At 50.5% G+C, this 12,273-nt stretch carries 11 protein-coding genes; 7 read left to right on the plus strand and 4 right to left on the minus strand.

Going from position 1 to position 12,273, the window contains the following annotated elements:
- Positions 1 to 138: 138 nt before the first annotated feature.
- Together znuB and znuC are read right to left on the minus strand one after the other, a co-directional pair.
- On the minus strand, positions 139 to 924 hold the full coding sequence (gene znuB / locus C7B16_RS00105) for a zinc ABC transporter permease subunit ZnuB (RefSeq protein ID WP_000571466.1): 786 nt from the start codon (positions 922 to 924) through the stop codon (positions 139 to 141).
- A complete protein-coding gene (gene znuC, locus C7B16_RS00110) occupies positions 921 to 1,676 on the minus strand; it encodes a zinc ABC transporter ATP-binding protein ZnuC (RefSeq protein WP_001516255.1) in 756 nt (251 codons plus the stop codon). The genes znuB and znuC overlap by 4 nt, the downstream gene beginning before the upstream one ends.
- Before the next feature lie 78 nt (positions 1,677 to 1,754).
- Between znuC and znuA the strand changes: the two genes are divergently transcribed.
- The 3 genes from znuA (at position 1,755) to lpxM (ending at position 5,115) form a co-directional block, all read left to right on the plus strand.
- Positions 1,755 to 2,687, plus strand: coding sequence for a zinc ABC transporter substrate-binding protein ZnuA (gene znuA / locus C7B16_RS00115; RefSeq protein WP_107179291.1), 933 nt, complete (start codon positions 1,755 to 1,757; stop codon positions 2,685 to 2,687).
- Between the two features lie 15 nt (positions 2,688 to 2,702).
- Positions 2,703 to 4,025, plus strand: coding sequence for a murein DD-endopeptidase MepM (gene mepM / locus C7B16_RS00120; RefSeq protein WP_001184055.1), 1,323 nt, complete (start codon positions 2,703 to 2,705; stop codon positions 4,023 to 4,025).
- 118 nt (positions 4,026 to 4,143) lie between these two features.
- Entirely contained in the window at positions 4,144 to 5,115 is a 972-nt protein-coding gene (lpxM, locus tag C7B16_RS00125) for a lauroyl-Kdo(2)-lipid IV(A) myristoyltransferase (protein ID WP_107179237.1), read from the plus strand.
- A gap of 154 nt (positions 5,116 to 5,269) precedes the next feature.
- Here lpxM and pyk read toward each other — a convergent pair whose 3' ends face one another.
- Together pyk and hexR are read right to left on the minus strand one after the other, a co-directional pair.
- Entirely contained in the window at positions 5,270 to 6,712 is a 1,443-nt protein-coding gene (gene pyk / locus C7B16_RS00130; protein WP_000091161.1) for a pyruvate kinase, read from the minus strand.
- A gap of 126 nt (positions 6,713 to 6,838) precedes the next feature.
- Positions 6,839 to 7,708 carry a DNA-binding transcriptional regulator HexR gene (gene hexR / locus C7B16_RS00135; protein ID WP_001056699.1) on the minus strand — a complete coding sequence of 290 codons (870 nt, stop codon included), beginning with the start codon at positions 7,706 to 7,708 and terminating at the stop codon, positions 6,839 to 6,841.
- Positions 7,709 to 7,730: 22 nt separating this feature from the next.
- Here hexR and C7B16_RS00140 point away from each other — a divergent pair, with 22 nt between their 5' ends.
- From C7B16_RS00140 to kdgA, 4 genes are all read left to right on the plus strand, one after another.
- Positions 7,731 to 8,030 carry a hypothetical protein gene (locus C7B16_RS00140; protein ID WP_000155615.1) on the plus strand — a complete coding sequence of 100 codons (300 nt, stop codon included), beginning with the start codon at positions 7,731 to 7,733 and terminating at the stop codon, positions 8,028 to 8,030.
- A gap of 15 nt (positions 8,031 to 8,045) precedes the next feature.
- Positions 8,046 to 9,521 carry a glucose-6-phosphate dehydrogenase gene (gene zwf, locus C7B16_RS00145; protein WP_000301721.1) on the plus strand — a complete coding sequence of 492 codons (1,476 nt, stop codon included), beginning with the start codon at positions 8,046 to 8,048 and terminating at the stop codon, positions 9,519 to 9,521.
- A gap of 234 nt (positions 9,522 to 9,755) precedes the next feature.
- Positions 9,756 to 11,567 (plus strand): phosphogluconate dehydratase, encoded by a 1,812-nt coding sequence (edd, locus tag C7B16_RS00150; protein WP_107179238.1) that lies wholly within the window; start codon positions 9,756 to 9,758, stop codon positions 11,565 to 11,567.
- 37 nt (positions 11,568 to 11,604) lie between these two features.
- On the plus strand, positions 11,605 to 12,246 hold the full coding sequence (gene kdgA, locus C7B16_RS00155) for a bifunctional 4-hydroxy-2-oxoglutarate aldolase/2-dehydro-3-deoxy-phosphogluconate aldolase (RefSeq protein ID WP_000800529.1): 642 nt from the start codon (positions 11,605 to 11,607) through the stop codon (positions 12,244 to 12,246).
- Positions 12,247 to 12,273 lie beyond the last annotated feature (27 nt).

Below are 12,273 nucleotides of genomic sequence, written 5' to 3' on the forward strand. Positions count from 1 at the left end.
GAACACGGGTCTCATTCAGAACATATACAGATTTATGTTCTCACTGTTCGATCGTTCTTAACGGTATGTTTTTTTGATTATGTCCGCAATGTGGTGGCCTGGTTGATGAAACTGGCACTGTATAGTGCCAGTCGCAACTTAGCTGGTCTGCTTTTTCATCATACTGAGAATGAACAACAGCGCTGCACACAACACCACCGAGGGGCCTGCTGGCGTATCGTAAAACGCGGAAAATGTTAAACCGCCCGTTACAGCAACCATTCCTACTACAACAGCGACACCAGCCATCTGTTCCGGCGTGCGGGCAAAACGGCGCGCAGTAGCCGCAGGAATAATCAACAGCGAGGTAATAATCAACGCGCCAACAAATTTCATTGCTACGCCAATCGTCAATGCGGTCACCAGCATCAACAACAATTTCACACGCTGTAATTTCACACCATCAACAAACGCCAGATCCGGGCTAATCGTCATCGACAGTAAATTGCGCCATTGCCAGAACAGAATCGCCACCACGATAACCACGCCAATCGCAATAGCGATAAGATCTTCCGGTGTTACTGCCAGCAAATCACCGAACAGGTATGCCATCAAGTCAACGCGAATGTTAGACATCAGGCTGACGACGACCAGACCCAGCGACAATGCACTGTGCGCCATAATTCCCAATAACGTATCGATCGCAAGTTGTGGGCGCTTCTCCAGCCATACCAGGCCGCCCGCCAGCAGCAGCGTAACCGCAATCACCGCATAGAAAGGATTCACATCCAGTAACAAACCAAACGCGACTCCCAGTAAAGACGCATGAGCCAGCGTGTCACCGAAATAAGACATACGACGCCAGACAACAAACGAACCCAGCGGACCTGCAGCACAGGCCAGCATGATCCCGGCTAACCAACCGGGAAATAATAATTCAATCATGAGCGGTCATTTCCCCGACGCAGAATAATTCGCCCCTGTAAATCGTGGCGGTGATTATGATGATGGCGATAGATACCTAGCTGTTCAGCACCCCGAGGTCCGAACATCGAAATAAATTCCGGATGCAGGGAAACGACTTCCGGTGTGCCGGAACAACAGATGTGATGATTCAGACAAAGTACTTCATCGGTTTTGGCCATCACCAGATGCAGATCGTGAGACACCATTAAAACGCCGCAATCCAGTTCGCGGCGCAGTTGGTCAATAAGGTCGTACAGCGCAACCTGACCATTCACATCCACGCCCTGAGTAGGTTCATCCAGCACTAATAATTGCGGTTGATTTAACAACGCGCGTGCCAACAATACACGCTGCGTTTCACCACCAGAGAGCTTTTGCATTGGCGCGTCAATCAGATGCCCGGCCTGAACGCGTTTCAGTGCAGGCAGAATGTCTTCTTTATGTGTACTGGGGCGTAAGCGTAAGAAACGGTTTACAGTTAGTGGCAACGTGGTGTCGAGATACAGCTTCTGCGGCACATATCCGATGCGCAGTTTTCCGTGGCGCTTGATAACACCTTCATCAGGTGTTACCAGTCCGAGCACAACCCGCACTAGCGTCGACTTACCGGCACCGTTCGGCCCAAGTAAGGTCAAAATTTTTCCAGGTTTAAGTTCCAGCGACACATCAGAGAGGACGCGGCGTTGGCCAAAAGAGACCGAAACATTTTCCAGGGAAACCAGACTTGTCATGTTAATTTTAGTCTTGCAGTAGTCATGAAATGTTATAATATCACACTTCTCATATTCATTACGATGATTGGTCGCATTATGTTACATAAAAAAACGCTTCTTTTCGCAGCATTATCCGCTGCTCTCTGGGGGGGCGCAACACAGGCCGCAAATGCCGCCGTTGTTGCTTCGCTTAAACCTGTCGGATTCATCGCTTCCGCCATTGCTGATGGGGTAACAGAGACCGAGGTATTACTTCCGGACGGTGCTTCTGAACACGATTATTCACTGCGTCCATCGGATGTAAAACGCTTACAGAACGCGGACTTAGTCGTTTGGGTTGGCCCGGAGATGGAAGCGTTTATGCAAAAGCCGGTGAGCAAATTACCAGAGGAGAAACAGGTAACGATTGCGCAGCTTGAGAATGTAAAACCGCTGCTGATGAAAAGTATTCACGACGATGATGATGATCATAACCACGCGGAAAAAAGTGACGAAGATCACCATCACGGCGATTTCAACATGCATCTTTGGCTTTCCCCAGAGATAGCGCGGGCTACAGCGGTTGCAATCCATGGAAAATTAGTGGAACTTATGCCGCAAAGTCGAGCCAAACTTGACGCCAACCTGAAGGATTTTGAGGCACAATTAGTTGCAACCGATAAACAGGTTGGTAATGAGCTCGCGCCGCTCAAGGGAAAAGGTTATTTCGTTTTTCATGATGCTTATGGCTACTTCGAAAAACAATTCGGACTGACACCGCTTGGTCATTTTACCGTTAACCCAGAGATTCAACCGGGCGCGCAGCGTTTACATCAAATAAGTACACAGTTGGTTGAGCAAAAAGCAACCTGCGTTTTTGCTGAGCCACAGTTCAGGCCAGCGGTCGTTGAAAGCGTCGCACGAGGGACATCCGTTCGTATGGGAACGTTGGATCCCCTTGGGACGAATATCAAACTGGGTAAAACAAGTTATTCAGAGTTTCTGAATCAATTAGCCAACCAGTATGCGAGCTGCCTGAAAGGAGATTAATGAGGAAGTGATTACGTGCAACAGATAGCCCGCTCTGTCGCCCTGGCGTTTAATAATTTACCGCGACCACACCGCGTTATGCTGGGGTCGCTCACCGTTCTTACCCTGGCCGTCGCTGTCTGGCGGCCCTATGTTTACCACCGCGACGCCACGCCAATTGTCAAAACAATTGAGCTGGAACAGAACGAAATCCGTTCACTCTTACCTGAAGCCAGTGAACCGATTGATCAAACCGCACAAGAAGATGAAGCCATTCCGCAGGACGAACTGGACGACAAAACCGCTGGTGAAGCGGGTGTGCATGAATATGTCGTTTCCACAGGCGATACGCTAAGTAGCATCCTCAATCAATATGGTATTGAGATGGGTGATATCACCCAACTGGCTGCTGCGGATAAAGATCTGCGTAACCTGAAAATTGGTCAACAACTCTCCTGGACATTAACCGCAGAGGGCGATTTACAGCGTCTGACCTGGGAAGTTTCTCGCCGCGAAACCCGTACCTATGATCGCACTGCTGCTAATGGTTTTAAAATGACCAGCGAAATGCAGCAAGGGGAGTGGGTTAATAATCTACTGAAAGGCACCGTTGGGTCGAGCTTTGTTGCCAGCGCCAGAAATGCTGGTTTGACCAGCGCTGAAGTGAGCGCAGTGATCAAAGCGCTACAGTGGCAGATGGACTTTCGGAAGGTGAAAAAAGGCGATGAATTTGCTGTATTAATGTCGCGTGAAATGCTTGATGGCAAACGTGAGCAAAGCCAGTTGCTGGGCGTGCGTTTGCGTTCTGAAGGCAAAGATTATTACGCAATCCGCGCTGAAGATGGCAAGTTCTATGACCGTAACGGTACTGGCCTGGCGAAAGGTTTCTTGCGATTCCCGACGGCGAAACAGTTCCGCATCTCGTCTAACTTTAACCCGCGTCGTCTGAACCCGGTAACTGGTCGTGTTGCACCACACAGAGGTGTTGATTTCGCGATGCCACAGGGTACACCGGTGCTTTCGGTGGGTGACGGTGAAGTGGTAGTAGCCAAACGCAGTGGCGCTGCAGGTTATTATGTTGCGATCCGTCATGGTCGTAGCTATACCACGCGTTATATGCACTTGCGTAAGATTCTGGTGAAACCGGGGCAGAAGGTGAAACGTGGCGATCGTATCGCGCTATCCGGTAACACCGGGCGTTCAACCGGACCACACCTGCACTATGAAGTATGGATCAACCAGCAGGCTGTAAACCCGCTGACGGCGAAACTGCCGCGTACCGAAGGGCTGACAGGTTCCGATCGTCGCGAGTTCCTGGCGCAGGCCAAAGAGATTGTGCCGCAGCTACTGTTTGATTAATTAACATCCATTCGCAGCCGGTACGCAGTCAGTACCGGCTTTTTTATTTGGTGCGGGGCAAATTGCGCCGCTACACTATCAGCAGATTGATTTTTGCCTTATCCGAAACTGGAAAAGCATGGAAACGAAAAAAAATAATAGTGAATACATTCCTGAGTTTGATAAATCCTTTCGCCATCCGCGCTACTGGGGAGCCTGGTTGGGCGTGGCGGCGATGGCCGGTATTGCTTTAACACCTCCGAAATTCCGCGATCCCATTCTGGCGCGACTCGGGCGTTTTGCCGGACGACTGGGAAAAAGCTCGCGCCGTCGTGCGTTGATCAACCTGTCCCTCTGTTTTCCGGAACGTAGCGAAGCCGAACGCGAAGCGATTGTTGATGAGATGTTTGCCACAGCGCCCCAGGCGATGGCGATGATGGCGGAACTGGCGATACGTGGGCCGGAGAAAATTCAGCCGCGCGTCGACTGGCAGGGGCTGGAGATCATCGAAGAGATGCGGCGTAACAACGAGAAAGTGATCTTTCTGGTGCCGCACGGCTGGGCAGTGGATATCCCCGCCATGCTGATGGCCTCGCAAGGACAGAAAATGGCGGCAATGTTCCATAATCAGGGCAATCCAGTTTTTGATTATGTCTGGAACACCGTGCGTCGTCGTTTTGGCGGACGTCTTCACGCGAGAAATGATGGCATTAAACCGTTCATCCAGTCGGTTCGTCAGGGCTACTGGGGCTATTATTTGCCCGATCAGGATCATGGCCCGGAGCACAGCGAATTTGTTGATTTCTTTGCAACCTATAAAGCGACGCTGCCCGCGATTGGTCGTTTGATGAAAGTGTGTCGTGCGCGCGTCGTACCGCTGTTTCCGATTTATGATGGCAAGACGCACCGTTTGACGATTCAGGTGCGCCCGCCGATGGACGACTTGTCAGAAGCGGATGATCATACGATTGCGCGGCGGATGAATGAAGAAGTCGAGATTTTTGTTGGTTCGCGACCAGAACAATACACCTGGATTTTAAAATTGCTCAAGACCCGGAAGCCTGGTGAAATCCAGCCGTATAAACGTAAAGATCTTTATCCCATCAAATAAAAAAAGCCTCTCACGAGGAGAGGCTTCCGTTAGTTGATAAGTTCAAGTTTGCCTGATGAGTAATTTTATCGAGCCTACAGACGATTTGTAATCTTTTGAATTATCAAGGTGTTGTAGGCCGGACAGGGCGTTTACGCCGCATCCGGCAACTTACTTACTCAACAGTTAAAATACGCGTGGTATTGGTAGAACCCACGGTACTCATTACGTCGCCCTGGGTGACGATGACCAGGTCGCCGGACATCAGATAGCCTTTATCGCGCAGCAGATTTACCGCTTCGCTGGCCGCAACTACGCCATCACTTGCACTGTCAAAATAGACCGGCGTGACACCACGATAAAGTGCAGTCAGGTTCAGGGTACGCTCATGACGAGACATGGCGAAAATTGGCAGACCGGAACTGATACGGGAGGTCATCAGCGCGGTACGACCAGACTCGGTCATGGTGATGATAGCGGTAACCCCTTTCAGGTGGTTAGCTGCATACATCGCGGACATGGCGATTGCTTCTTCCACATTATCGAACTGAACGTCCAGACGGTGTTTAGAAACGTTAATGCTCGGGATTTTTTCAGCACCCAGGCAAACGCGCGCCATCGCAGCAACTGTTTCTGAAGGGTATTGGCCCGCAGCGGTTTCTGCAGACAGCATCACGGCATCAGTACCATCCAGCACGGCGTTTGCCACGTCCATAACTTCTGCACGGGTTGGCATCGGGTTGGTGATCATTGACTCCATCATCTGGGTCGCTGTAATTACCGCACGGTTAAGCTGGCGCGCACGACGGATCAACGCCTTCTGAATGCCGACCAGTTCCGGATCGCCAATTTCAACGCCGAGGTCACCGCGTGCGACCATCACCACGTCAGAGGCGAGGATAATGTCGTCCATTGCATCCTGGCTGCAAACGGCTTCCGCACGTTCAACCTTGGCGACAATTTTCGCATCACAACCTGCGTCGCGTGCCAGACGGCGGGCATAGTTCAGATCTTCGCCACAGCGCGGGAAGGAAACTGCCAGATAATCCACGCCAATCAGTGCGGCAGTCTGAATATCAGCTTTATCTTTTTCGGTCAGTGCTTCAGCCGACAGACCGCCGCCGAGTTTGTTGATCCCTTTATTGTTAGAGAGAGGGCCACCGACAGTGACTTCGGTGAACACTTTCATGCCCTGAACTTCCAGCACTTTTAACTGTACGCGACCGTCGTCCAGCAGCAGGATGTCGCCAGGCACGACGTCAGCAGGCAGACCTTTATAGTCGATACCGACTTTTTCTTTATCGCCTTCACCTTTACCCAGGTTAGCATCCAGCAGGAATTTGTCCCCAATGTTGAGGAACACCTTACCTTCTTTAAAGGTAGATACACGAATCTTTGGCCCCTGAAGGTCACCCAGAATAGCCACATGACGCCCCAGTTTTGCGGCAATTTCACGAACTTTATCTGCGCGCATTTTGTGATCTTCAGGCGAGCCGTGAGAAAAGTTCATACGTACAACGTTTGCGCCGGCAGCGATAACTTTTTCAAGGTTATTATCGCGATCAGTAGCCGGGCCTAACGTGGTAACGATTTTGGTTCTGCGAAGCCTTCTGGACATGTAATACTCCGTTGACTGAAACAACAAGGTGTTGCTTGAACATGAAATTCGCATAAATTAAAACGATAACGGTTCTAAATTAAACACATGCGAATGTCGTATAAGGATAGAACAGTGACTATCGTTTCAGCGATCGTCACTTAAATTAAGTAACTGCTTATCAAAACGCGATTCCTTGAGAGCTTCCTTGACCCGCTTCAAGTTATCTCTGAATTTTGTTCCGCGTCGCAAAGTAAATCCTGTTGCCAGCACATCTATCACGGTCAACTGTGCAAGTCGAGAGACCATGGGCATATAAATGTCAGTATCTTCCGGTACATCGAGGGTAATTGCCAGCGTTGCTTCCCGGGCGAGTGGCGTTCCCGCTGAGGTGAGGGCAATCACCATTGCGTCGTTTTCTCGCGCCAGTTGCGCCAGTTCAACCAGATTTTTTGTTCTGCCGGTGTGGGAAATCAGCACAACGACGTCACCATCACTACAATTCATACAACTCATTCGTTGCAGTACGATATCGTCCGAGTAGATCACCGGAACATTGAAGCGAAAAAACTTATTCATCGCATCGTGGGCAACGGCAGCGGAAGAACCTAATCCAAAAAAGGCAATTTTCTTCGCCTGGGTGAGGAGATCAACGGCACGATTGACGGCGGATTTATCCAGCGAGTGACGGACGTGATCAAGAGTAGCCATTGCCGACTCAAATATTTTCCCTGTGTATGATTCAACGCTGTCATCTTCATTGACGTTGCGATTAACATAAGGAGTGCCATTCGCCAGACTTTGCGCCAGATGCAGTTTAAAATCAGGAAAACCGCGAGTGTCCATGCTGCGACAGAAACGATTCACCGTCGGCTCGCTAACATTGGCTTCCAGCGCCAGAGCAGCAATACTCGAATGGATCGCGTTGTCGGGCGAAGCAAGAATGACCTCGGCAACTTTGCGTTCTGATTTGCTCAAATGTTCCAGTTGAGACTGGATTTTTTCCAGCATATTCATGATGTAAAGAGACTCACGGGTAATGACGATTTCCGCACTGAAAGAAATCGAAATGCAGTTTTGTCAGATATTACGCCTGTGTGCTGGGTTAATGACAAAAGCAGATAAAAAAGTTGTTATTTTTTTTCATAACATGATCAGTGTCAGATTTTTACCCAATGGAAAACGATGGTTTTTTTATCAGTTTTGCCGCACTTTGCGCGCTTTTGCTGTAATCGCACGGGTGGATAAGCGTTTACAGTTTTCGCAAGCCCGTAAAAGCAGTACAGTGCACCGTAAGAAAATTACAAATATACCCAGGCTTAAGTACCGGGTTAGTTAACTTAAGGAGAATGACATGGCGGTAACGCAAACAGCCCAGGCCTGTGACCTGGTCATTTTCGGCGCGAAAGGCGACCTTGCGCGTCGTAAATTGCTGCCTTCCCTGTATCAACTGGAAAAAGCCGGTCAGCTCAACCCGGACACCCGGATTATCGGCGTAGGGCGTGCTGACTGGGATAAAGCGGCATATACCAAAGTTGTCCGCGAGGCGCTTGAAACCTTCATGAAAGAAACCATTGATGAAGGTCTGTGGGATACCCTGAGTGCGCGTCTGGATTTTTGTAATCTTGATGTCAATGACACGGCCGCATTCAACCGCCTTGGCGCGATGCTGGATCAAAAAAATCGTATCACCATTAACTACTTTGCCATGCCACCAAGCACCTTTGGTGCGATCTGCAAAGGGCTGGGTGAGGCAAAACTGAATGCTAAACCTGCTCGCGTGGTCATGGAAAAACCGCTGGGAACATCACTGGCGACTTCGCGTGAAATTAACGATCAGGTAGGCGAATATTTCGAGGAGTGCCAGGTTTACCGTATCGACCACTATCTGGGTAAAGAAACGGTACTGAACCTGCTGGCGCTGCGTTTTGCTAACTCTCTGTTTGTGAACAACTGGGACAATCGCACCATTGATCATGTTGAGATCACGGTGGCAGAAGAGGTCGGAATCGAAGGGCGCTGGGGGTATTTTGATAAAGCCGGTCAGATGCGCGATATGATCCAGAACCACCTGCTGCAAATTCTTTGCATGATTGCGATGTCTCCGCCGTCCGACCTGAGCGCCGACAGCATCCGTGATGAAAAAGTGAAAGTACTGAAGTCATTGCGTCGAATTGACCGCACCAATGTGCGTGAAAAAACAGTACGCGGGCAATACACCGCAGGCTTCGCTCAGGGCAAAAAAGTACCAGGCTATCTGGAAGAAGAGGGTGCGAATAAAAGCAGTAACACGGAAACCTTCGTGGCTATCCGCGTCGACATCGATAACTGGCGTTGGGCTGGCGTGCCGTTCTACCTGCGAACAGGTAAACGTCTGCCGACAAAATGCTCTGAAGTTGTGGTCTATTTCAAAACACCAGAACTGAATCTGTTCAAAGAGTCGTGGCAGGATCTGCCGCAGAACAAACTGACTATTCGTCTGCAACCCGATGAGGGCGTGGATATCCAGGTGTTGAATAAAGTCCCTGGTCTTGATCACAAACATAATCTGCAAATCACCAAACTGGATCTGAGCTATTCAGAAACCTTTAATCAGACGCATCTGGCTGATGCTTATGAGCGTCTGTTGCTGGAAACGATGCGCGGTATTCAGGCGTTGTTTGTGCGTCGCGATGAAGTGGAAGAAGCGTGGAAATGGGTAGATTCCATTACTGAAGCATGGGCGATGGACAACGATGCGCCGAAACCGTATCAGGCCGGAACCTGGGGCCCGGTTGCCTCGGTGGCGATGATTACCCGTGACGGTCGCTCCTGGAATGAGTTTGAGTAATATCTCGACTTATCCTTACGGGTTATTTTACCGGTAACATGATCTTGCACAGATTGTAGAGTAATTTTTACACTTTTGAGCCTCGTGTGGATTCACCCACGAGGCTTTTTTTATTACACTCACTGAAACGTTTCTGCCCTATGAGCTCCGGTTACAGGCGTTTCAGTCATATTTTTCTTGAGTGAAACGCATTGTGAATCACCCTGCTCTGACAACTCAATTTCAGGAGCCTTTATGAATCCACAATTGTTACGCGTAACAAATCGAATTATTGAACGTTCGCGCGCGACTCGTTCTGCTTATCTCGCCCGGATCGAACAAGCGAAAACCTCGACCGTTCATCGTTCGCAGTTGGCATGCGGTAATCTGGCACACGGTTTCGCCGCTTGCCAGCCAGAAGACAAAGCCTCCCTGAAAAGCATGTTGCGTAACAATATCGCCATTATCACCTCCTACAACGACATGCTCTCTGCCCACCAGCCTTATGAACATTATCCAGAGATCATTCGTAAAGCACTGCATGAAGCTAACGCGGTCGGCCAGGTGGCGGGGGGGGTTCCGGCGATGTGCGATGGTGTCACCCAAGGGCAGGACGGAATGGAGCTGTCGCTGTTAAGCCGCGAAGTGATTGCCATGTCGGCGGCGGTGGGGCTGTCTCATAACATGTTTGATGGCGCGCTGTTCCTCGGCGTGTGCGACAAGATTGTCCCAGGGCTGACGATGGCTGCACTGTCGTTCGGTCATCTGCCTGCGGTATTTGTGCCATCAGGCCCGATGGTAAGTGGTTTGCCAAACAAAGAGAAAGTTCGCATTCGCCAGCTTTATGCTGAAGGAAAAGTGGATCGTATGGCGCTGCTGGAGTCAGAAGCCGCGTCTTATCATGCGCCGGGTACGTGTACTTTTTACGGTACAGCCAACACCAATCAGATGGTGGTTGAATTTATGGGGATGCAGTTGCCAGGCTCTTCTTTTGTTCATCCGGACTCTCCACTGCGTGATGCATTAACTGCAGCCGCTGCGCGCCAGGTTACACGCATGACCGGCAATGGTAATGAATGGATGCCAATCGGTAAGATGATTGATGAGAAAGTGGTGGTGAACGGTATCGTGGCGCTGCTGGCAACAGGTGGTTCCACTAACCATACAATGCACCTGGTGGCGATGGCGCGTGCGGCGGGTATTCAGATTAACTGGGATGACTTCTCTGATCTTTCTGATGTCGTACCGCTGATGGCGCGTCTCTACCCGAACGGCCCGGCCGATATTAATCACTTCCAGGCGGCGGGGGGCGTACCGGTGCTGGTGCGTGAACTGCTCAAGGCGGGTCTGCTGCATGAAGATGTGAATACGGTAGCGGGTTTTGGTCTTTCTCGTTATACCCTCGAGCCGTGGCTGAATAACGGTGAGCTGGACTGGCGAGAAGGTGCAGAAAAATCGCTCGACAGCAATGTGATCGCTTCCTTCGAACAACCTTTCTCTCATCATGGTGGGACAAAAGTGTTAAGCGGTAACCTGGGCCGTGCGGTTATGAAAACCTCCGCTGTACCCGTTGAAAACCAGGTAATTGAAGCGCCTGCGGTTGTTTTCGAGAGCCAGCATGACGTTATGCCAGCCTTTGAAGCGGGTTTGCTGGACCGTGATTGTGTGGTTGTTGTTCGTCATCAGGGGCCAAAAGCGAACGGAATGCCAGAATTACATAAACTCATGCCGCCACTTGGTGTATTATTGGACCGGCGTTTCAAAATTGCGTTAGTTACCGATGGACGCCTCTCCGGTGCTTCAGGTAAAGTGCCGTCAGCTATCCACGTAACACCAGAAGCCTACGATGGCGGGTTACTGGCGAAAGTGCGCGATGGAGACATCATTCGTGTGAATGGACAGACAGGCGAACTGACGTTGCTGGTAGACGAAGCGGAACTGGCTGCTCGCGAACCACACATTCCTGACCTGAGCGCGTCACGCGTAGGAACAGGACGTGAATTATTCGGCGCCTTGCGTGAAAAACTGTCCGGTGCCGAACAGGGCGCAACCTGTATCACTTTTTAAGACGACAAAATTTGTAATCAGGCGAGAGAAAACTCTGATGAAAAACTGGAAAACAAGTGCAGAATCAATCCTGACCACTGGCCCGGTTGTACCGGTTATTGTGGTAAACAAACTGGAACACGCGGTGCCAATGGCAAAAGCGTTGGTTGCTGGTGGCGTGCGCGTTCTGGAAGTGACTTTGCGTACCGAGTGTGCAGTTGATGCTATCCGTGCAATCGCCAAAGAAGTACCGGAAGCGATTGTGGGTGCTGGTACTGTGCTGAACCCACAGCAACTGGCAGAAGTGACCGAAGCAGGCGCACAGTTCGCCATTAGCCCGGGTCTGACTGAACCACTGCTGAAAGCAGCGACTGAAGGCTCCATTCCTCTGATTCCAGGTATCAGCACTGTTTCTGAACTGATGCTGGGTATGGACTACGGCCTGAAAGAGTTCAAATTCTTCCCGGCGGAAGCTAATGGCGGCGTGAAAGCACTGCAGGCGATCGCAGGCCCGTTCTCCCAGGTTCGTTTCTGCCCGACTGGTGGTATTTCTCCGGCTAACTACCGTGACTACCTGGCGCTGAAAAGCGTGCTGTGTATCGGTGGTTCATGGCTGGTTCCGGCGGATGCGCTGGAAGCAGGCGATTACGACCGCATCACTAAGCTGGCACGTGAAGCAGTAGAAGGCGCGAAGCTGTAAAAGTCAAAATGCCCGATCCATGATCGG

Origin of the sequence: Escherichia sp. 20412-1 (genome assembly GCF_003027595.1) — a bacterium.
Taxonomy (GTDB): Bacteria; Pseudomonadota; Gammaproteobacteria; order Enterobacterales; family Enterobacteriaceae; genus Escherichia; species Escherichia marmotae.